Source organism: Streptomyces sp. NRRL F-2664 (assembly GCF_000719345.1).
Taxonomy (GTDB): Bacteria; Actinomycetota; Actinomycetes; order Streptomycetales; family Streptomycetaceae; genus Streptomyces.
The window spans coordinates 49,238-69,836 of the sequence record NZ_JOFX01000004.1; the positions used below are offsets into that span (position 1 = coordinate 49,238).

The window sequence follows — 20,599 nt, forward strand, 5'->3', positions numbered from 1 at the left end:
GTAGCCTCCGGGCCATGCATGCGATCACCATCGAGCAGCCCGGCGGCCCCGAGGCCCTCGTCTGGGCCGACGTACCCGATCCGGTGCCGGGCGAGGGCGAGGTCCTCGTCGAGGTCGCGGCGAGCGCCGTGAACCGCGCCGACGTCCTGCAGCGGCAGGGCTTCTACGACCCGCCGCCAGGGGCCTCGCGCCTGCCCGGCCTGGAGTGCTCCGGGCGGATCGCCGCGCTCGGGGCGGGAGTGTCCGGCTGGTCGGTGGGGGACGAGGTCTGCGCCCTGCTGGCCGGCGGCGGGTACGCGCAGCGGGTGGCCGTGCCGGCCGGACAGCTGCTGCCGGTACCGGCAGGGGTGGACCTGGTGACGGCGGCGGCGCTGCCCGAGGTCGTCACGACGGTGTGGTCCAACGTGTTCATGGTGGCCGGGCTGCGCCCGGGCGAGACGCTGCTCGTGCACGGCGGGGCCAGCGGCATCGGGACGATGGCGATCCAGCTGGGCAAGGCGGTGGGGGCGACGGTCGCCGTCACGGCCGGCGGCCCGGAGAAGCTGGCCCGCTGCAAGGAGCTGGGCGCGGACGTCCTCGTCGACTACCGCGAGCAGGACTTCGTGGCCGCGGTGCGGGAGGCGACCGGCGGGGCCGGGGCGGACGTGATCCTGGACATCATGGGCGCCAAGTACCTGGGCCGGAACGTGGACGCGCTGGCCGTGAACGGCCGGCTCGCGGTGATCGGGCTCCAGGGCGGTGTGAAGGGCGAACTGAACCTGGGCGCACTGCTGGCGAAGCGGGCGGCGATCACCGCGACGTCGCTGCGGGCGCGGCCGCTGGAGGAGAAGGCGGCGATCGTCGCCGCCGTGCGGGAGCACGTGTGGCCGCTGGTGGCCTCCGGCCGGGTGCGGCCGGTGGTCCACGCGGCGTTCCCGATGCGGGATGCCGCCGAGGCCCACCGGGCGCTGGAGTCCGGCGCCCACGTGGGCAAACTGCTGCTCACGGTCTGAGCATCCCGGACTCCGCCCCGGATCCCGCGCCTCGGACGGCGGCGGGTCCGGGGCGGAGCCCCGGCGTGACTACACGGTGCGCAGGAGGACCGCCGGGGACTCCACGCAGTCCGCGACATAGCGCAGGAAGCCGCCCGCCGTGCCGCCGTCGCAGACCCGGTGGTCGAAGGTCAGGGACAGCTGGACCACCTTGCGCACCGCCAACTGCCCCTCGTGGACCCACGGCTTGTCGACGATCCGGCCGACGCCGAGCATCGCCGCCTCCGGGTGGTTGATGATCGGTGTGGAGCCGTCCACCCCGAACACCCCGTAGTTGTTCAGGGTGAAGGTGCCGCCCGTCAGGTCGGCCGGGGCCAGCCTGCCCGCGCGGGCCAGCTCGGTCAGCCGGGCGAACTCCGCGGACAGGGACTGCGCGTTGCGCTCCTGCGCGTCCCGGACCACCGGGACCACCAGTCCCCGCTCGGTCTGGGCGGCGAAGCCCAGGTGCACCGACGGGAGCCGGACGATCTCCTTGGCCGCGAGGTCCACGGTGGAGTTCAGCTCCGGGTACTGGGCCAGCGCGGCCGTGCAGATCCGGGCCAGCAGTGCCAGCACCGAGATCTTGGGCCCGCCCACGGCGTTCATCGCGGCGCGGGCCGCCATCAACTCGGTGGCGTCCGCGTCGACCCAGCAGGTGGCGTCGGGGATCTCCCGGCGGCTGCGGGAAAGCTTCTCGGCGACCGCTCCGCGCAATCCCTTCAGCGGGATCCGCTCGCCCTGCGCCGCCACCGCGACCGCCGCGGGGGCGGCAGGGGCCGGAGCGGGCTCACGAAGGGCGGCCAGGGCCGCCTCCACGTCGGCGCGCAGGATGAGCCCCTGCGGCCCGGAGCCGTTCAGTGCGCGCAGGTCCACGCCGTGGTCCTTGGCCAGCTTGCGCACGAGGGGCGAGATCACGGGCACCGGACCGGCGGGCGCGGCCGGAGCCACCGCGACCGGGGCAGCGGCGGGAGCGGGGGCCGCGGCCGACGCCGACACCGCGGCGGTGACGGGTCGCACCCGCCGCCGACGCGCCGGGCGCGAGTGGTCCGAGCCGTAGCCGATCAGCGGACGGGGCGCCTCCCCGGAGCCCTCGGCCTCCGGAGCCTGCGCGTCCCCGGCGGGCACCGACTGCGCACCCACCGCCACGGTGATCAGCGGGGCGCCGACCGGCAGCTCCTCGCCCTCCTCGCCGAATCGGGCGGTGACCACGCCGCCGTACGGGCAGGGCACCTCCACCATCGCCTTGGCCGTCTCGACCTCGACGACCGGCTGGTCGATGGCGACGACGTCGCCCACCGCCACCAGCCACCGCACGATCTCGGCCTCGGTCAGGCCCTCACCGAGGTCGGGCAGCTTGAATTCCATGACCTGCGGCATCAGTTCTCCCACTGCAGGCGGGCCACGGCGTCCAGGATCCGCTCGACGCCGGGCAGGTAGTACTTCTCCAGCATCGGAGGCGGGTAGGGGATGTCGAAGCCCGTCACCCGCAGCACCGGGGCCTCCAGGTGGTGGAAGCACCGCTCCGTGACCCGGGCGGCGATCTCCGCGCCCGGCCCGCCGAAACCGCCGGCCTCGTGGACGACGACCGCGCGCCCGGTGCGGCGGACGGACTGCACGACCGTCTCCTCGTCGAAGGGGACCAGGGAGCGCAGGTCGACGACCTCCAGGTCCCAGCCCTCCTCGCGGGCCGCCTCGGCCGCCTCCAGGCAGACCGGCAGCGACGGCCCGTAGGTGATCAGGGTGGCGCTCGTGCCCGTCCGCCGGACCAGCGCCTTCCCGATGCCCGGGACGGCCGCCGGTGCCTGCGGCGACCAGTCGGACTTCGACCAGTACAGCCGCTTCGGTTCCAGGAAGACCACCGGGTCGTCACTGGCGATCGACGCGCGCAGCAGCCCGTACGCGTCCTCGACGGTCGCCGGGGTGACCACGGTCAGGCCGGGCGTCGCCACGTAGTACGCCTCGGAGGAGTCGCAGTGGTGCTCGACGCCGCCGATGCCGCCGCCGTACGGCACGCGGATGGTGATCGGCAGCGGCATGGCACCGCGGGTGCGGTTGCGCATCTTCGCCACGTGCGAGAGCAGCTGCTCGAAGGCCGGGTACGCGAAGGCGTCGAACTGCATCTCCACCACGGGCCGCAGGCCGTACATGGCCATGCCGACCGCGGTGCCCAGGATCCCGGCCTCGGCGAGGGGGGTGTCCGTGCAGCGGTCCTCGCCGAACTCCTTCGCCAGGCCGTCCGTGATCCGGAAGACCCCGCCGAGCGTCCCGACATCCTCGCCCATGACGTGGACCGTCGGGTCCTCCGCCATGGCGTCGCGCATCGCCCGGGTCAGGGCCTGCGCCATCGTCGCGGGCTTGGCCCCCGTCTTCGCGGACTTCGCCGCCACCGTCGTCACGCCTGGTCCTCGGCTTCCAGCTCGGCGCGGAGCATGGCCGCCTGCTCGCGCAGGCGGTCGGTCTGCTCCGCGTAGACATGCGCGAACAGGTCCATGGGGTCCACCACCGGATCGGCATTCATCCCGTCGCGCAGGGACGCCGCCATCGCCTCGGCCTCGTCGCGCGCGGCCGTGATGCCCGCCTCGTCGAGGATCCCGCGCGCGGTCAGCTCCCGCTCCAGCAGGTCGATCGGGTCGTGCGCCTTCCACGCCTCGACCTCGGCGTCACCGCGGTAGCGCGTCGCGTCGTCGGCGTTCGTGTGCGCCTCCATGCGGTACGTGACGGCCTCGATCAGGGTGGGGCCGCCGCCGGCCCGGGCCCGCCGGACGGCCTCGGTCAGCACCTCGTGCATCGCCGCGATGTCGTTGCCGTCGACCAGCCGGCCCGGCATGCCGTACCCGACGGCCTTGTGGGCCAGCGTGGGGGCGGCGGTCTGCTTGGCGAGCGGGACGGAGATCGCGAAGCCGTTGTTCTGCACCAGGAAGACCACCGGGGCCTGCCAGACGGCGGCGAAGTTCAGCGCCTCGTGGAAGTCGCCCTCGCTGGTGCCGCCGTCACCGACCATGGCGAGCGCGACGACGTCGTCGCCGCGCAGCCGCGCCGCGTGCGCCAGGCCGACCGCGTGCGGCAGCTGGGTGGCGAGCGGGGTCGAGAGAGGCGCTATGCGGTGCTCGCGGGGGTCGTACCCGGTGTGCCAGTCGCCGCGCAGCAGCGTCAGCGCCTGTACGGGGTCCAGGCCGCGCGCCACGGCCGCCAGGGTGTCGCGGTAGCTGGGGAAGAGCCAGTCCTGCTCCTCCAGCACCATCGCGGCCGCGATCTCGCAGGCCTCCTGGCCGACGGTCGAGGGGTACACGGCGAGCCGGCCCTGCTTGGTGAGTGCCGTGGCCTGCGCGTTGTAGCGACGGCCACGCACCAGTTCGGCGTAGCACCGGCGCATCAGCGCGGGGTCCAGCCGGTCGGCGGCGTCCGTCCCCAGCACGCGGTAGGGCTCGGCGTCCGGAAGCAGCGGGGCGGCGTCCGTACGGGGCCTCCAGGCGGGCGGCGGGGTGGGACGGTGGGACGCACCGGCACCGGGCAGCTCTTGGACCGTCATGGCGGCGTACACCTCCTCGTGGGAAGCGGGCAGGGGGTGCCCCGGGTGTGAGGCCCCTCACCTACCGATTGTTCGGTTGTCCGCGCAATTTGGCTACAGGCGGCTCCAGGCTGTGGACAAACGGGCGCCGGAGCCCTGGGATGGACGCAGGACGTCCAGGAGAGGGAGGCATCGGGCAATGCCGGATGAACAAATGGCCGGACCGGGATCCGCTCCGGTCCCACCGGGCAGCGCAACCGGAGCCTCCGCTGTCCCGCCCGTCGCACCCCGGCCCCTGGACCCGATCGACCGGTCGATCATGCGGCTGCTCCAGGCGGACGGCCGGGCCTCCGTACGGTCGGTGGCCGAGCAGGTGCACGTCTCGCGCGCGAACGCCTACGCCCGGATCAACCGGCTCATCGACGACGGGGTGATCCGCGGGTTCACCGCCCGCGTCAACCACGAGCGGGCGGGCCAGGGCGCGTCGGCCTACATCACCCTGAAGATCGTCCAGAACTCCTGGCGCACGGTCCGCGAACAGCTGCGCGAACTCCCGGGCGCCGCGCACATCGCCCTCGTCAGCGGGGACTTCGACGTCCTGCTGCTGGTGCACACACCGGACAACCGGACCCTGCGCGAGCTGGTCCTGACCCGTCTCCAGGCCATCCCGGAGGTCCTCTCGACGCGCACCCTGCTGGTCTTCGAGGAGACGGACCTGCTGGACGCCGGACCGGGCCCGTCCGGCGGTCCCGCGGCGCTCGCCGAGGAGTAGGCCGTCCGGGGGGCGGCGGGCGGTCGCGAGGGTCAGCGGGCGGTGCGCAGGCCGTCGAAGGCCAGGTGGACGACCGCGTCCGCGAGCTGTTCCGGGCCGGTGCCCGGGTGCGGGCGATACCACTCGACCAGCGAGTTCACCATGCCGAAGAGGAGCCGGGTGGCGAGGCGGATGTCCACGTCCGCCCGCAGGTCGCCGTCCGCGGCCGCGGCCTTGAGCAGGTCCGCGACCTGGTGGTCGAACTCGCGCCGGCGCTCCAGCGCCCACCGCTCGGTCCGGGTGTTGCCCCGCACCCGCAGCAGCAGCGTCACGTACGGCAGCTCCGCGAGGAGCACCTCGACCGTGCGGCGCGTGACGTACTCGACGCGCTCGACGGCCCGGCCGCGGACCGCACCGGGCTCCTCCAGCACCGCGAAGAGCCCGTCGAGGGCGCGGCTGACGGCCCGCCGCAGCAGCTCCTCCTTGCCCGTGACGTGGTGGTAGATCGAGGACTTCGAGATGCCGGCGGCCTTGGAGAGGTGCTCCATCGAGGTGCCGTCGTAGCCGCGCTCGTTGAAGACCTGGACGGCCACGGAGAGCAGCGTCTCGGGGGTATAGGTGTCGCGCCTGGCCGTGGTCACCGCGCGCCCTCCTCGTCGCCCGCCGCGTAGCCCAGCTTGAACAGTGCCAGGGAGGGCGCGTAGCGGCCGCCGGGGCAGCGCTCATCGAGGTTGTGCAGCAGGTCGTAGGCCCAGTCCTGGCCGAGCCGCTCGTGCCAGGCGGAGGGGCCCAGCGGGTAGTTGACGCCGAGCCGCATCGCAGTGTCGATGTCCTCGGCGGAGGCCACGCCGCGGGCGACGGCGTCGGCGGTGAGGTCGATGAGCATGGCGACGGTCCGGGCGACGATCATGCCGGGGACGTCGCCGATGACGGACACCTGCTTGCCGAGCTTCTGGAACAGGCCGATCGCCTCGGAAAGCGTGCGTTCGCTGGTGTCCTCGCCGGCGGAGAGCGCGATCCGGCCGGCGCTGCGGTAGTCGAGCGCGAGGTCGAAGTAGACGACGTCCGCGAACTCCACGGAGGTCTTCCCGTCCGCCAGGACCAGCTGCCCCTCGCCGGGCAGCTCGATGTACGGGCCGCCCTGCCCGGTGGCCGTGACCGCGATCCCTGCTTCCTCCAGCAGGTCGACGAGGGCGGCGGCCGGTCCGAGGTCGCCGACGACGGTCACCTTCTCCGGGGCCTCCTCGGGTCCCGCGGTGTGCGGCTGCGGGGCGACCGCCTCCGGGCCGTAGGGGAACCAGCCGTGCCCCGACTTGCGGCCCAGGCGGCCCGACTGGACCAGCCGGCGCTGCGCGAGGGACGGGGTGAACTTGGGGCTGCGGAAGAAGGACTCCCACACCGAGCGGGTGACGGCCTCGTTGACGTCCTGGCCGATCAGGTCGGTCAGCGCGAAGGGGCCCATCTTGAAGCCGCCGCTCTCGCGGAGCACGGCGTCGATGGTGGCGGGGTCGGCGCCCTGCTCCTCGTACACCGCGAAGGCCTCGGCGTAGAAGGGGCGGGCGATCCGGTTGACGATGAATCCGGGGGTGTCGGCGCAGCGGACGGGCGTCTTCCCCCAGCCCAGCACCGTGCGGTAGGCGCGCTCGGCGGCGTCCGGGTCGGTGGCGGAGCCGCTGACCACCTCGACGAGCGGGAGCAGCGGGGCCGGATTGAAGAAGTGCAGGCCGAGGAAGCGGCCCGGGTGCGCGAGACCGGCCGCGAGCTCGGTGACGGAGAGGGAGGAGGTGTTCGTGGCGAGCAGCGCGTCCGGCTCCACCACTTCTTCGAGGGCCGTGAAGAGCGTCCGCTTGACCTCGACGTTCTCGACGACCGCCTCGACGACGAGGGCGGCGCCGGCGAGGTCCGCCAGGGCGCCGGCGGCAGCGATCCGTCCGGCCGTCTCCTCGGCCTCGGTCCGGTCCAGCCGGCCCTTCGCGGCCATCCGCTCGATGCGGTCCTGCACGATGCCGACGCCGTCGGCGGCGAGCGCGGCGTCGATGTCGTAGATCAGCACGCGGTGACCTGCGAGAAGGGCGACCTGGGCGATTCCCTGGCCCATGGTGCCCGCTCCGACGACCGCCACAGTGCGGGACCGCTCGATTGCTGTCATGCCCTGATCCTCCCGCACCGACTTGTCCACAGGTCCGCCGGGCCCTCTTGTCCCGACCGATCGTTCGGTTACTCTAACTCCAGTCTGCTCTCCTTCGCCCGGCTCAACGAGGAGTTGGTCCCTGATGGCCGCCGAGCTCACCGTCCCCCAGCTGTCCGCCAAGCACCGGCCCACTCTGGACCAGGCCCTGTCGGCGATCCGCAGCCGCGCCTACTGGTCCCCGCATCCCGAGCACCCCAAGGCCTACGGCGAGACCGCGCCGGCCGACGGACTCGCCGCCTTCGAGGCGCTCCGCGGTACCCGGCTGGACCTCGGCCAGCCCGGCACCGACGGCTGGACGGGCTCCGAGAAGTCCCCGTACGGCCCGGAGCTCGGCGTCGAGTACCCGCACGTGGACCCGGACGTGCTGCTGCCCGCGATGAAGGCCGGCATGGCCGCCTGGCGCGACGCGGGACCGGAGGCGCGCGCCCTGGTCTGCATCGAGATCCTGGCCCGCATCTCGGCGCGCACCCACGAGTTCGCGCACGCCGTCATGCACACCAGCGGCCAGGCCTTCATGATGGCGTTCCAGGCGGGCGGCCCCCACGCGCAGGACCGCGGCCTGGAGGCCGTCGCGTACGCCTACGAGGAGCAGACCCGGGTCCCGGGTCGGGCCGACTGGTCGAAGCCGCAGGGCAAGAAGGACCCGCTGGAGCTGGGCAAGACCTTCACCGCGGTCCCCCGCGGCATCGCCCTCATGATCGGCTGCAACACCTTCCCGACCTGGAACGGCTACCCGGGCCTGTTCGCGTCGCTGGCCACCGGCAACCCGGTGCTGGTCAAGCCGCACCCGCGGGCCGTCCTGCCGCTCGCCCTGACCGTGCAGGTGGCGCGGCAGGTCCTCGCCGAGGCGGGCTTCGACCCCAACCTGGTGGCGCTCGCGGTCGAGCGCCCGGGCGAGGGCATCGCCAAGGATCTCGCGGTGCGCCCCGAGATCAAGCTGATCGACTACACCGGCTCCACCGAGTTCGGCGACTGGCTGGAGGCCAACGCCCGCCAGGCGGAGGTCTACACGGAGAAGGCCGGCGTCAACACCGTCGTCCTGGACTCCACCGACAACTACAAGGGCATGCTGGCCAACCTGGCCTTCTCCCTCTCGCTGTACAGCGGCCAGATGTGCACCACCCCGCAGAACCTGCTGATCCCGCGCGAGGGCATCGCGACGGATGCCGGCCACAAGACGTACGACGAGGTCGTGGCCGACCTCGCGGCCTCGGTCGGCGGTCTGCTCGGTGACGACGCCCGGGCCAATGCGCTGCTCGGCGCGCTGGTCAACCCGGACGTGAAGACCCGCCTGGAGGCGGCCGCCTCGCTCGGCGAGGTCGCACTCGCCTCGCGCGAGGTCGCCAACCCCGAGTTCCCGGACGCGGTGGTCCGCACGCCCGTCATGGTCAAGCTGGACGCCGCCAAGCCGGACGACTCCGCGCCGTACCTGTCCGAGTGCTTCGGCCCCGTCTCCTTCGCGGTGGCGGTGGACTCCACGGCGGACGCGCTGGACCTGCTGCGCCGCACGGTGCGCGAGAAGGGCGCCATGACGGTGGGCGCCTACACCACCTCCCCGGACACCGAGCGCGCCGTCGAGGAGGTCTGCCTGGAGGAGTCCGCGCAGCTCTCCCTGAACCTCACCGGCGGGGTCTACGTCAACCAGACCGCGGCCTTCTCCGACTTCCACGGCTCCGGCGGCAACCCGGCGGCCAATGCCGCGCTGTGCGACGGCGCCTTCGTCGCGAACCGCTTCCGCGTGGTGGAGGTCCGCCGCCAGGCGTAACGGGCCCGTCCCCCGCTCACGCGTCCGGCGCGGTGGGCGGGGGGCCGCCCCAGTGGAACAGCGCCATGGCGACGCTGGTGGCGAGGTTGTAGCTGGACACCCGCGGACGCATCGGCAGGGACACCAGGTGGTCGGCGCGGGCGCGCAGCTCGGGGGAGATCCCGTGCCGCTCCGAGCCGAAGGCCAGCAGGGCGTCGTCCGGGAGGGTGAGGCCTCGGATGTCCGCGCCCTCCGGGTCGAGCGCGTAGAGGGGCCCGGGCGGCAGCTCCTCCAGTGCGAGGCGTTCGACGGTGGTGGCGTAGTGCAGGCCGGCCCCGGCCCGGACCACGTTGGGGTGCCAGGGGTCGAGGTCGCCGCGGGTCACCACGCCGGTGGCCCCGAGGCCGGCGGCGAGGCGGACGACGGCTCCGACGTTGCCGAGGTTGCGGGGGTTGTCGAGGACGACGACGGGCGCTGCCCTGGGCGTGCGCCGCAGGCCGGCGAGGGCGGCGGCCCGGTCGGGCCGGACGGCGAGGGCCGCGACGCCGGTCGGGTGGACCCGCGGCAGCAGGTCCTTGAGCACCGCCGGCCGCACCAGCCGGACCACGTCGGCCTCGACGTCCGGAGCCAGCTCGCCCGCCAGAGCCCTTACAGCCTCGGGGTCGTCGGCGACGACCGCGCGTACCTCGGCCCCGAACCGCAGAGCGTGCTTCAGCGCGTGGAACCCGTCGAGGAGCACGAGGTCCGCCCGCCCGGCACCCTCCAGCCACTGCCGCACCGTCTCGTCCCCGTCCACCCGCTCACTCATCCCCCGACCCTACGCCGCCTCCCGCTCAGCCCCGGCGGCACCACAGCCTCACCGGCGTCTGAGGCGCGGGGGTCCGGGGCGGAGCCCCCGGTGCTTCAGCCCGTCCGAGGTTCGAGGGCCGGGTCCGGATCGGGGTCCGGGTCCGGGCGGAGCCCGGTTTCGGGAAGGGGCGGGGCGGGGGAAGGCCCCGCAGGGCTCCACCGGCCCCACAGCGCAACCACACCGGTCCCGAGCCGCACCAGAAACCCGGTCGGCAGGAACACCGCATCGGCCGCGATCATCGCCAGCGAGAAGAACGGCAGCCCCAGCAGCACCGCGATCCCCGCGTGCTCCAGCATCATCAGGACCAGCAGCACGTTCTTCAGCCGACGGTTGAACAGCGCGAAGGGGAAGGCGACCTGCACCGCCACCGTGCCGTACGACAGCAGCATCACCAGCGTGCCACTGCCCGCGAGCAGCGCGGACAGCGTCGGCCACGGGGTGAAGTAGTCCAGCCCGAGGGGGTAGTACAGCGCCGTGCCGTCCTGCCACCGCGATCCCTGGATCTTGTACCAGCCGGCCGTCGCATAGATCAGGCAGACCTCCGCCATGATCACGAACATGCCCGCGTTGTGCAGCACGTTCGCCAGGACGTCCAGGACCGCCCGCCCCTCGCCCTCCGGCTCGTGGCGGTCGACCAGCCACCACAGGCCGCTCAGCACCCACACCGCCGCGAACGCCGCGAGCCAGCCGTGGCTGAACCGCCCGGCGGCCGCCCCGTGGGCGAGGACCGCCCCCAGCACCCCCCACAGCACCGGCCCGGCCGCGCCCGCCGTGGCCGAGCCCCGCGTCCGCGCCCGGCGCGCGTCCAGCGACCACACCTGCGCGCACCGGGTCAGCACCAGGTAGATCGCCACGAGGTGGATGACGTTGTCCCCGCCGTCGCCCATGAACACGCTGCGGTTCTGCAGGGACAGCACGCCGACCATGAACACCACGGACGTCGCCCGCGTCCGCCAGCCCAGCAGCAGGCCGACGCTCGCCAGTACGGCCACCGCGTAGACCGTCTCGAACCACAGCTTCGAAGCGGACCACGTCAGGACCGTGAAGGCGCCGTTGGAGTCGAGCAGCCGCTCCGCCAGCTCCTGGCTCCACGGGCCGTCCGGACCGTACAGCTCGGCGCGGTGGGGGAACTCCCGCAGCAGGAAGAAGAGCCAGGTGCCGGCGAAGCCGATGCGCACGACGGCGCTCTGGTAGGGGCCGAGCGCCTGCCCGCTGACCCTCGCGACGGCCCCGGCCAGCGCGGTGCGGGCCCGTCTCACACCTTCCACCACGGCAGCTCCCGGTAGTAGGTCTGGGTGTCCGTGGTCTCGGTGCTCCACTTCGGCGCGGGCACGGCCGTCGTCGCCGACCGCATCTGGACCCGCAGGAGGCGGCCCCCGCGGTGTTCCTGGGAGAGCCGGTTGACCGCGATCCGGCGCAGGTACTCCTCGGACAGCTCGCCCCGCTCGCCGAGGGGCTTCTCGTCCTCGTCGTGGGAGCCGGTGTAGAAGTCCCAGGCCCGCCGGAGCTCGTTCTGCCGGGTGTGGCTCGGCAGCAGGCTGTGCCGGATCGCCGCCGCGTCCTCGGCGCTCAGGTCCCGCCAGCCGGTGGTGATCAGCTCGCCGGCGGCGGTCCGCACCTCGGCGCGCGCCTCCACGGCGATGTTCTGCTGGAGCGGGTTGGGCGCGAAGAGTTTCCAGTTCTGTTCGAACTCGGGGTAGATCCAGGCGTCGACAGCCCCGGCGTGCCGCTTGCTGAGCGTGTTGGACGGCGCCACGTGCAGGAAGACCAGCGCGAGGTGGGTGCACGCCGCCAGGGCGACGCCGCACAGGGCGAGGACGGTCACGACCCGGTACGGGGTCGATAGGCCGGCGATTCCGGGCGCCCGCGGGGGTGGTGGAGCGGCCCCTTCGGCGAGCTCCTGCTCGTTCGAATCCATCCCGCCCCGATCGTCCGGCGTCCACAGGGTTGACCACAGAGGTTGACACCCTACGGGCCGCCGTCTCACCATTGAAGCAAAGGAACCGAACGATCGGTCGGTCGGGTGGACGGACGGCCGGCAAAGACCCTCAAGGGGCCGGAAATGGTGGCAGTGACCCCGGAAACGGGCCCGGACGCGGCCCTGGGGACGGACGGGACGGACGGGACGGGCATGACGGCTGACCTGGGCGCACAGCTCGCAGCGGCGTTCGACGCCGCGGTGGCGGCGGACGAGCGCGTGGAACCCCGCGACTGGATGCCCGATGAGTACCGCGCCTCCCTGGTCCGCCAGATGGCACAGCACGCCCACTCCGAGATCATCGGCATGCAGCCCGAGGCCAACTGGATCACCCGCGCGCCCTCGCTGCGCCGCAAGGCCATCCTCATGGCCAAGGTCCAGGACGAGGCGGGCCACGGCCTGTACCTCTACAGCGCGGCGGAGACGCTCGGCACCAGCCGCGACGAGCTCCTCGACAAGCTGCACTCGGGCAAGCAGAAATACTCCTCGATCTTCAACTACCCGACCCTGACCTGGGCGGACGTCGGCGCGATCGGCTGGCTCGTGGACGGCGCGGCGATCACCAACCAGGTACCGATCTGCCGCTGCTCCTACGGGCCCTACGCCCGCGCCATGGTGCGGATCTGCAAGGAGGAGTCCTTCCACCAGCGGCAGGGCTTCGAGCTCCTCATGGCCCTTTCCCGGGGCACCGAGGAGCAGCACGCCATGGCCCAGGACGCGGTGAACCGCTGGTGGTGGCCCTCGCTGATGATGTTCGGTCCGCCGGACGACGAGTCGGCGCACTCGGCGCAGTCGATGGCCTGGCGCATCAAGCGCCACTCCAACGACGAGCTGCGCCAGCGGTTCGTGGACATCGCCGTCCCGCAGGCCGAGTCCCTCGGCCTGACCCTGCCCGACCCGGACCTGAAGTGGAACGAGGAGCGCGGCCACCACGACTTCGGCGCCATCGACTGGGCCGAGTTCTGGGACGTGCTCAAGGGCAACGGGCCCTGCAACGACCAGAGGATCGGCCAACGGCGCCGGGCACACGAAGAAGGCGCCTGGGTGCGTGACGCGGCCGCCGCGTACGCACGCAAGCAGGCGGCACAGCAGCAGACGGCGGAGCCCGCCGGACAGAACGAGGAGGCACGGGTATGACGCAGAACTGGCCCCTGTGGGAGGTGTTCGTGCGCTCGCGCCGCGGCCTGTCGCACACGCACGCGGGAAGCCTGCACGCCCCCGACGCGGAGATGGCCCTGCGCAACGCCCGCGACCTGTACACCCGGCGCAACGAGGGCATCTCGATCTGGGTGGTCCCGTCCACCGCGATCACCGCCTCCTCGCCGGACGAGCGCGATCCCTTCTTCGCCCCGTCCGCCGACAAGCCGTACCGGCACCCCACCTTCTACGACATCCCCGAGGGAGTGAGCCACCTGTGACCGGCACCGACATCCACGCCGGCGCCGTCACCGCGGCGGCCCTCGCCCTCGGCGACGACGCACTGATCCTCTCCCACCGCCTCGGCGAGTGGGCCGGGCACGCCCCGGTGCTGGAGGAGGAGGTCGCCCTTGCCAACATCGCCCTCGACCTGCTCGGCCAGGCCCGCATCCTGCTGTCCATGGTCGGCGACGAGGACGAGCTGGCGTTCCTGCGCGAGGAGCGCTCCTTCCGCAACCTCCAGCTGGTCGAGCAGCCCAACGGCGACTTCGCCCACACCATCGCGCGCCAGCTCTACTTCTCGATCCACCAGCACGAGCTCTACGCGGAACTGGCTCGCGCGGAAAGCCCGTTCGCGCCACTCGCGGCCAAGGCCGTCAAGGAGACGGCCTACCACCGCGACCACGCCGAGCAGTGGACCCTGCGGCTCGGCGACGGCACCGAGGAGAGCGCAGCCCGCATGCAGGCGGCGCTGACGGCTCTGTGGAAGTTCACCGGGGAGCTGTTCCAGCCGGTGGAGGGTCTCGACGGCGTGGACTGGGTGGCCCTCGAAGGGCGCTGGCTGGCCGCGCTGACCGGCGTCGTGGAGCGGGCCGGGCTCACCCTGCCCGACGGACCGCGCACCGGCGCCTGGACGGCCGGCGCCGGCCGTCAGGGCCTGCACACCGAGTCCTTCGGCCGGATGCTGGCCGAGATGCAGCATCTGCACCGCAGCCACCCGGGGGCGTCATGGTGACCACCACGGACGTCGCGACGACCCGCCTGGAGGCCGAGCTGGCCGAGCTGGCGGGGTCCGTCCCGGACCCCGAGCTGCCGGTGCTCACCCTCGGCGAGCTGGGCGTGGTGCGCGGCGTGCGGATGCACGACGACGGCCACGCCGAGGTCACCCTGACCCCCACGTACACCGGCTGCCCGGCCATCGAGGCCATGTCCGCCGACATCGAGCGGGTCCTGACCGGCCACGGCATCCCCGAGGTGCGGGTGACCACCGTGCTGGCCCCGGCCTGGTCCACGGACGACATCAGCGCCGAGGGGCGCCGCAAGCTGGCCGAGTTCGGCATCGCCCCGCCCCGGCCGCACGCGGCCGGCGGGCCGGTCCCGGTGACCCTGTCCGTCCGCTGCCCCAACTGCGGATCGACCGACACCGAACTGCTCAGCCGTTTCTCCTCCACCGCGTGCAAGGCGCTGCGCCGCTGCACCGCCTGCCGCGAACCGTTCGACCACTTCAAGGAGCTGTAGATGGCCGCCCCCCGCCACGGCGCGTTCCACCCGCTGACGGTGGCGGCAGTCGACCGGCTCACCGACGACTCGGTGGCGCTGACCCTGCGGGTCCCCGAGGAACTGCGCGAGGACTACCGCCACGCCCCCGGGCAGCACCTGACGCTGCGCCGCACCGCGCCCGACGGCGGTGCGGAGGTCCGCCGCACCTACTCGATCTGCTCGCCCGCGCCGACGGCCGGCGGACCGGGCCCGGCGCGGCTGCGCGTCGGGGTGCGTCTGGTGGAGGGCGGGGAGTTCTCCACCTTCGCCCACAAGGAGATCGCGGCCGGGGACGTGCTGGACGTCATGGTCCCCGCCGGGCGGTTCGTGCTGGACCCGGCTGCGGCTCCCGCGTCCGGGCACTACGCCGCGATCGTCGGCGGCAGCGGGATCACGCCGGTGCTGTCGATCGCCGCCAGTGTGCTGGCCGCCCGGCCCGACGCCCGCTTCTGCCTCGTGCGCAGCGACCGCACGGCTGCCTCGACGATGTTCCTGGAGGAGGTCGCCGACCTGAAGGACCGCTATCCGTCGCGGTTCCAGCTGGTCACCGTCCTCTCGCGGGAGGAGCAGGAGTCCGGACTGCCCTCCGGTCGGCTGGACGAGCAGCGGCTGACGTCGCTGCTGCCTGCACTGCTGCCGGTGGCGGAGGTCACGGGCTGGTTCCTGTGCGGGCCCTACGGCCTGGTGCAGGGGGCGGAGCGGGCGCTCAGCGCCCTCGGCGTCGCCCGGGCCCGGGTGCACGAGGAGATCTTCCACGTCGAGGACACCGCCCCCGCGCCGGTCCGCGCGACGTCGTCGGCAACCACCGCGGCCGGCCGCGTCACCGCCCGGCTCGACGGCCGCTCCGGCACCTGGCCGGTCCAGGACGGGGAGTCCCTGCTGGACGCGGTGCTCCGCAACCGCGCGGATGCCCCGTACGCCTGCAAGGGCGGCGTCTGCGGCACCTGCCGGGCCTTCGTGGTGTCGGGCGAGGTCCGCATGGACCGCAACTTCGCCCTGGAGGCCGAGGAGACGGACGCCGGCTTCGTGCTGGCCTGCCAGTCACACCCGGTCACCGAGGAAGTGGAGATCGACTTCGACCGCTGAGGGGTGCCGCTCAGGCCGGATCCGCGCGGTTCGGCCCGGCCGCGCTCGGCCGTCCCTCCTGCTGTCCTCCCCTGTCCATTTCCATGAACCTGCTCTATCTTGACGCACCGTCAGGTCGAGCGGGAGGACAGGCAGTGGACTTCACCTTCACCGAGGAGCAGCGGGCCGCAGTCGAGGCGGCCACGGCCGTGTTCGCGGATGTCGCACCCGACGGCGTGCCCAGCCCCGCCCTCACCCCGGGCGCCGTCGCCGACGACTTCGACCGCCCGCTGTGGGCCAAGCTGGCCGCGTCCGACCTGCTCGGCCTCGTCCTCGCCGAGGAGCACGGCGGCGCGGGCCTGGACACCATCGCCCTCTGCCTCGTCCTGCGCGAGGCAGCCCGGGTGCTGGCCCGGGTCCCGCTGCTGGAGCACTGCGCGACCGCCATGGCCGTACAGGCACACGGCAGTGCCGAGCTGGCCGCCGCCCTGCTGCCGGGCGCCGGAAGCGGCACGCTCGTCCTGACCGCAGCCGCGCACGGCCGCTCCGGCCACGACCCGGCCGAACTCGCCGTCACCGCACGCCTCGACGGCGATGCGTGGACCCTGGAGGGCACCCAGACCGCCGTCCCCTGGGCGCACACCGCCGACTGGATCGCCGTACCGGCCCACACGGGTCAGGGCGACGCCGTCCTCGCGCTGGTCCCGCGCTCCGCCGAGGGCCTCGCCCTCGCCGAGCAGGTCTCCACCAGCGGGGAGCGGTTCGCCGAACTCGCCTTGGACGGCGTGCGCGTGGAGCGGACCCACCTGATCGACACCCCGGGAGCCTGGGACCGGCTCCACCAGGTCCTCACCACCGGCACCTGTGCCCTGGCGCTCGGGCTGGGCGAGGCCGTCCTCGGCATGACGAGCCGGTACACGAGCAAGCGCGAGCAGTTCGGCTTCCCGGTGGCCACCTTCCAGGCGGTCGCCGTCCAGGCCGCCGACCGCTACATCGACCTGCGGGCCATGGACGTCACCCTGTGGCAGGCCGCCTGGCGGCTCGACGCCGCCACGGGCGGCGCCGGCGGTCCGCTACCGAGCTCCGCCGACGTGGCCGTCGCCAAGATCTGGGCATCGGAGGGCGTACGCAGGGTCGTCCAGACCGCTCAGCACCTGCACGGCGGCTTCGGCGCCGACACCGACTATCCGCTGCACCGCTACCACGCCTGGGCCAAGCAGCTGGAGCTGCAGCTGGGGCCGGCCGCCGCCCACGAGGAGGCCCTCGGCGACCTGCTGGCCGCCCACCCCCTCGCCTGACCTCCAGGGCCGGGCGGTCGGCTCAGAGCACGAAGGCCGGGCTTCCGTTGTCCGTCACCATCGGCCGCCCGGCACCGTCCCAGGCCTGCATCCCGCCGTCGACGTTCACGGCGTCGATGTCCTGGCGCACCAGGTACTGGGTGACCTGCGCGGAACGCCCCCCGACCCGGCACATCACGTACACGCGGCGGCCGTCCTCGACGGCCTCCGTCAGCTCCCCGAAGCGGGCCACGAAGTCGCTCATGGGAATGTGCAGAGCACCCTCGACGTGCCCGGCCGCCCATTCGTCGTCCTCACGGACGTCGAGGACAAAGCCTTCGGAGGGCACCGCGGCGGCGTCCACCGAGGGCAGCGGTCCGAAGTTCATCACTGTCGCCTTCTCTCTTCACCGGTCTGCCGCCAACCTATCGGACCCGCAGGACGAGCCGCGTCCGCCCCGACGGCCCCGTCTCACTCGGCGGCGAGCTCTGCCGCCAGCTGCGCCTCCCGTTCGGAGACCTGCGCCAGCAGCTGCTCCGCGATCTCCTCCAGCAGCCGGTCCGGGTCGTCGGGGGCCATCCGCAGCATGGACCCGATCGCGCTCTCCTCCAGCTCCTTCGCCACCAGCGACAGCAGCTCCTTGCGGCGCGCCAGCCACTCCAGCCGGGCGTACAGCTCGTCGCTCTCGCCGGGAACGGAGGCCTCGGGCACCGGCCCGGCCGCCCACTCCTCGGCCAGCTCGCGCAGCAGCCCCTCGTCGCCCCGCCCGTAGGCGGCGTTGACCCGCGCGATGAACGCGTCGCGGCGCTCCCGCTCACCCTCCTCCTGCGCGAGGTCCGGGTGGGCCCGGCGGACCAGGTCGCGGTAGAGGCGGCGCACCTCCTCGGAGGGGCGGACCCGCTCGGGCGGCCGCACGGGCCGGTCGGTGAGCATCGCCGCGGCGTCGTCGGAGATGCCCTCCGAGCCCAGCCAGTCGTGGAACAGCTCGTCCACCCCCGGCATCGGCATCACCAGCGAGCGCGCGTCCCGGGCCCGCCTCAGATCCTCGGCGTCACCGGTGCGTGCCGCCTTCGCCTCGGCGATCAGCGCCTCCAGCTCGTCGAGCCGCGTGTACATGGGGCCGAGCTTCTGGTGGTGCAGGCGGGAGAAGTTCTCGACCTCCACACGGAAGGTCTCCACCGCGATCTCGAACTCGATCAGCGCCTGCTCGGCGGCCCGTACGGCCCGTTCCAGGCGCGCCTCGGGGCGCTCCTCGCCGGTGGCCGAGGAGTCGGCGGACCCGCCGGGGACTGTCTGCTCAGGATGCTCGGTCTGCTCGCTCACCCGGCCAGGGTACGGCCCGCCCGCGCGGGCGGTGTTTCACGTGAAACACCGCCCGCCCCGCAGCCGCCTGCGCGACCTACACTCCGGTCTCCGCGGCGATCCGGCCCGCCCGCACCGCGGCCACCAGGTCGGCGTGATCGGCCTCGGTCCGGTCGGCGTAGGCCACGGCGAAGGTCGCCATCGCCTCGTCCAGCTCCTCGTTCTTCCCGCAGTAGCCGGCCAGCAGGCGGGGATCGACGCTGTGCGCGTGCGCACGGGCCAGCAGGGCTCCGGTCATCCGCCCGTAGTCGTCGAGCTCGTCGGGGGTCAGCGCCGCCGGGTCCACGCTGCCCTTGCGGTTGCGGAACTGGCGAACCTGGTACGGGCGCCCGTCCACCGTGGTCCAGCCCAGCATGATGTCGGAGACCACCTGCATCCGCTTCTGGCCCGCGACCACCCGGCGGCCCTCGTGCTCCTCCGGCGGCGAGGTGAAGCCCAGCCCCGGCAGGTGCGGGAGCAGGACCGAGGGCCGGGCCTCCTTCACCTGAAGGACCAGCGCCTCGCCCCGGTGGTCCAGCAGCAGGACCACGTACGAGCGGGTGCCGACGCTCCCGGTGCCCACCACGCGGAAGGCGACGTCGTGGATCGCGTACCGGGCCAGCAGCGGCAGCCGGTCTCCCTGAAGGGTCTGCAGGTACGGGCCCAGCGAGGCGGCCACGGCCGCCGCCTCCTCGTCCGCGACACGGCGCAGCACGGGCAGCGCGTCGACGAAGCGGCAGCTGCCGTCCGGACCCTTCTCGGTGGACTTGGTGGCGAAGCGCGCGGAGGTGTTGTTCCGGGCCTTCTCCGAAACCCGCTCCAAGGTGCCCAGCAGGTCGCGGGCGTCGGCGTGCGAGACCAGTTCCTCGTCCGCGATGGCGTTCCACGCGTCGAGGGCGGGCAGCTTGGCCAGCAGCCGCATGGTCCGCCGGTAGGCTCCCACGGAGTCCAGCGCGGCCGCCCGGCAGGTGTCCTCGTCCGCCCCGACCACCCGGCCGGCCAGCACCAGCGAGGCCGCCAGCCGCTTCAGGTCCCACTCCCACGGGCCGAACACGGTCTCGTCGAAGTCGTTCAGGTCGATGACGAGCCGGCCGCGCGCGTCCCCGTACAGGCCGAAGTTCGCCGCGTGCGCGTCGCCGCAGATCTGCGCCCCGACACCCGTCACCGGACCGCCGGACAGGTCGTGCGCCATCAGCCCGGCCGCCCCGCGCAGGAACGCGAAGGGGTTGGCGGCCATCCGGCCGACCCGTATGGGCGTCAGCTCGGCCACCCGCCCGGCGTTGGACTCCTCCACCGCCCGCACCGCGTCCGGCCGCCCGGCCGGCAGGGTGAAGCCCGCGTGCGCCGCCCGCGGCACCCGGCCGCGCAGTGCCTTGCCCGCCTCCTTCGGCGAGTCCGCCGCCACACGCGGCGCGAAACCCGCCACGTCCGGAATCCGCTGTCCCGCTGTCGACGCCATCGGCGCTGCCCCCACCCGTTCGTTCATGTGATCGCTTCGAGAACGCGCTGACCGTACCGAGAGCCCGGCATCCCTGGCCAGCGTCTACAGACCCGCGTCGCGCGCCAGCAGGGCCGCCTGGACCCGGTTCTCGCAGCCCAGCTTCGCCAGGATCCGGCTCACGTACGTCTTCACGGTGGCCTCGCTCATGTGCAGGCGCCGGCCCGCGTCGGCGTTGGACAGCCCCTCGCCGAGCAGCGCCAGCACACCCCGCTCCCGCTCGCTCAGCGCGGCGACCTGGCGACGGGCCTCCTCACCGCGCGCTGCGGCCTTCCCCGACGCCAACTGGTCCACCACGTGCCGGGTGGCGCCGGGCGAGAGGTAGGCGTCCCCTGCCGCGGCCGCCCGGACCGCCCCGATCAGCTCGCCCGGCGCCGAGTCCTTCAGCAGGAATCCCGCGCCGCCCTGCCCCAGCGCCCGCAGGACGTTCTCCTTCTCGCCGAAGGTGGTCAGGATCAGGGCCCGCACCTCCGGCGCGGCCCGCCGCAGCTCCCCGAGCGCGGTCAGACCGTCCATCACCGGCATCTGGATGTCGAGCAGCAGCACGTCGGGGGCGTGCGAGCGGGCCAGCTCCACCGCCTCCCGGCCGTTCGCCGCCTCCGCGACGACCTCGATGTCCGGCGCCGAGGTCAGGATCATCCTGATCCCGGCCCGGATCAGCGGCTCGTCGTCGGCGATCACCACTCTGATCACTTCGGCTGTCACCCCGT

At 73.4% G+C, this 20,599-nt stretch carries 21 protein-coding genes; 9 read left to right on the top strand and 12 right to left on the bottom strand.

From position 1 onward, the window contains the following. Positions 1–14 precede the first annotated feature (14 nt). Complete coding sequence (locus tag IF89_RS0106105) at positions 15–992, top strand: NAD(P)H-quinone oxidoreductase (RefSeq protein ID WP_030762319.1); 978 nt, start codon at positions 15–17, stop codon at positions 990–992. Positions 993–1,061: 69 nt separating this feature from the next. Here IF89_RS0106105 and IF89_RS0106110 read toward each other — a convergent pair whose 3' ends face one another. Genes IF89_RS0106110 through pdhA form a run of 3 tightly spaced genes read right to left on the bottom strand, consistent with a single transcriptional unit; the run spans position 1,062 to position 4,539 of the window. Next, entirely contained in the window at positions 1,062–2,387 is a 1,326-nt protein-coding gene (locus tag IF89_RS0106110; RefSeq protein ID WP_030762322.1) for a dihydrolipoamide acetyltransferase family protein, read from the bottom strand. Then, positions 2,387–3,355, bottom strand: coding sequence for an alpha-ketoacid dehydrogenase subunit beta (locus IF89_RS0106115; RefSeq protein WP_199820470.1), 969 nt, complete (start codon positions 3,353–3,355; stop codon positions 2,387–2,389). Before IF89_RS0106115 ends, IF89_RS0106110 begins: the two co-directional genes overlap by 1 nt. 47 nt (positions 3,356–3,402) lie before the next feature. Next, a complete protein-coding gene (gene pdhA, locus IF89_RS0106120; RefSeq protein ID WP_030762327.1) occupies positions 3,403–4,539 on the bottom strand; it encodes a pyruvate dehydrogenase (acetyl-transferring) E1 component subunit alpha in 1,137 nt (378 codons plus the stop codon). Positions 4,540–4,717: 178 nt separating this feature from the next. On the opposite strand from pdhA, the gene IF89_RS0106125 reads away from it, so the two are divergent. Then, complete coding sequence (locus IF89_RS0106125) at positions 4,718–5,290, top strand: Lrp/AsnC family transcriptional regulator (protein WP_078628118.1); 573 nt, start codon at positions 4,718–4,720, stop codon at positions 5,288–5,290. 32 nt (positions 5,291–5,322) lie between these two features. Here IF89_RS0106125 and IF89_RS0106130 read toward each other — a convergent pair whose 3' ends face one another. After that, positions 5,323–5,910 carry a TetR/AcrR family transcriptional regulator gene (locus IF89_RS0106130; protein ID WP_030762333.1) on the bottom strand — a complete coding sequence of 196 codons (588 nt, stop codon included), beginning with the start codon at positions 5,908–5,910 and terminating at the stop codon, positions 5,323–5,325. Continuing rightward, positions 5,907–7,418, bottom strand: coding sequence for a 3-hydroxyacyl-CoA dehydrogenase (locus IF89_RS0106135; protein ID WP_030762335.1), 1,512 nt, complete (start codon positions 7,416–7,418; stop codon positions 5,907–5,909). Before IF89_RS0106135 ends, IF89_RS0106130 begins: the two co-directional genes overlap by 4 nt. A gap of 124 nt (positions 7,419–7,542) precedes the next feature. On the opposite strand from IF89_RS0106135, the gene paaN reads away from it, so the two are divergent. Next, positions 7,543–9,225: a phenylacetic acid degradation protein PaaN gene (paaN, locus tag IF89_RS0106140; RefSeq protein ID WP_030762337.1), complete on the top strand. Its 1,683-nt coding sequence runs from the start codon at positions 7,543–7,545 to the stop codon at positions 9,223–9,225. A 16-nt stretch (positions 9,226–9,241) separates the two neighbouring features. Here paaN and IF89_RS0106145 read toward each other — a convergent pair whose 3' ends face one another. The 3 genes from IF89_RS0106145 to IF89_RS37750 form a co-directional block, all read right to left on the bottom strand. Continuing rightward, the gene (locus IF89_RS0106145) at positions 9,242–10,012 is read right to left on the bottom strand and encodes a TrmH family RNA methyltransferase (protein WP_030762340.1); all 771 of its coding nucleotides are present in this window, start codon (positions 10,010–10,012) and stop codon (positions 9,242–9,244) included. Positions 10,013–10,107: 95 nt separating this feature from the next. After that, positions 10,108–11,313: an HTTM domain-containing protein gene (locus tag IF89_RS0106150; protein WP_234327685.1), complete on the bottom strand. Its 1,206-nt coding sequence runs from the start codon at positions 11,311–11,313 to the stop codon at positions 10,108–10,110. Further along, positions 11,310–11,972, bottom strand: a complete 663-nt coding sequence (locus tag IF89_RS37750) for a DUF5819 family protein (protein ID WP_234327674.1) — start codon at positions 11,970–11,972, stop codon at positions 11,310–11,312. The genes IF89_RS0106150 and IF89_RS37750 overlap by 4 nt, the downstream gene beginning before the upstream one ends. Positions 11,973–12,116: 144 nt before the next feature. On the opposite strand from IF89_RS37750, the gene paaA reads away from it, so the two are divergent. The 6 genes from paaA (at position 12,117) to IF89_RS0106185 (ending at position 17,071) form a co-directional block, all read left to right on the top strand. Further along, positions 12,117–13,169 (top strand): 1,2-phenylacetyl-CoA epoxidase subunit PaaA, encoded by a 1,053-nt coding sequence (paaA, locus tag IF89_RS0106160; RefSeq protein WP_030762348.1) that lies wholly within the window; start codon positions 12,117–12,119, stop codon positions 13,167–13,169. Continuing rightward, a complete protein-coding gene (gene paaB, locus IF89_RS0106165) occupies positions 13,166–13,450 on the top strand; it encodes a 1,2-phenylacetyl-CoA epoxidase subunit PaaB (protein ID WP_030026914.1) in 285 nt (94 codons plus the stop codon). The genes paaA and paaB overlap by 4 nt, the downstream gene beginning before the upstream one ends. Continuing rightward, the gene (gene paaC, locus IF89_RS0106170) at positions 13,447–14,184 is read left to right on the top strand and encodes a 1,2-phenylacetyl-CoA epoxidase subunit PaaC (RefSeq protein WP_078628119.1); all 738 of its coding nucleotides are present in this window, start codon (positions 13,447–13,449) and stop codon (positions 14,182–14,184) included. The genes paaB and paaC overlap by 4 nt, the downstream gene beginning before the upstream one ends. Then, the gene (gene paaD / locus IF89_RS0106175; RefSeq protein ID WP_030762355.1) at positions 14,178–14,687 is read left to right on the top strand and encodes a 1,2-phenylacetyl-CoA epoxidase subunit PaaD; all 510 of its coding nucleotides are present in this window, start codon (positions 14,178–14,180) and stop codon (positions 14,685–14,687) included. Before paaC ends, paaD begins: the two co-directional genes overlap by 7 nt. After that, positions 14,688–15,794 (top strand): 1,2-phenylacetyl-CoA epoxidase subunit PaaE, encoded by a 1,107-nt coding sequence (gene paaE / locus IF89_RS0106180; protein ID WP_030762358.1) that lies wholly within the window; start codon positions 14,688–14,690, stop codon positions 15,792–15,794. Between the two features lie 134 nt (positions 15,795–15,928). Continuing rightward, positions 15,929–17,071 (top strand): acyl-CoA dehydrogenase family protein, encoded by a 1,143-nt coding sequence (locus tag IF89_RS0106185; protein ID WP_030762361.1) that lies wholly within the window; start codon positions 15,929–15,931, stop codon positions 17,069–17,071. A gap of 22 nt (positions 17,072–17,093) precedes the next feature. On the opposite strand, the gene IF89_RS0106190 is transcribed toward IF89_RS0106185, so the two are convergent. From IF89_RS0106190 to IF89_RS0106205, 4 genes are all read right to left on the bottom strand, one after another. Further along, the gene (locus IF89_RS0106190; RefSeq protein ID WP_030026908.1) at positions 17,094–17,438 is read right to left on the bottom strand and encodes a rhodanese-like domain-containing protein; all 345 of its coding nucleotides are present in this window, start codon (positions 17,436–17,438) and stop codon (positions 17,094–17,096) included. A gap of 83 nt (positions 17,439–17,521) precedes the next feature. Continuing rightward, positions 17,522–18,283, bottom strand: a complete 762-nt coding sequence (locus IF89_RS0106195; RefSeq protein WP_107047217.1) for a hypothetical protein — start codon at positions 18,281–18,283, stop codon at positions 17,522–17,524. A 166-nt stretch (positions 18,284–18,449) separates the two neighbouring features. Beyond that, positions 18,450–19,877, bottom strand: a complete 1,428-nt coding sequence (locus IF89_RS0106200) for a DUF2252 domain-containing protein (protein WP_051806842.1) — start codon at positions 19,875–19,877, stop codon at positions 18,450–18,452. Between the two features lie 57 nt (positions 19,878–19,934). After that, the gene (locus IF89_RS0106205; protein WP_043193146.1) at positions 19,935–20,594 is read right to left on the bottom strand and encodes a response regulator; all 660 of its coding nucleotides are present in this window, start codon (positions 20,592–20,594) and stop codon (positions 19,935–19,937) included. Positions 20,595–20,599: the final 5 nt, after the last annotated feature.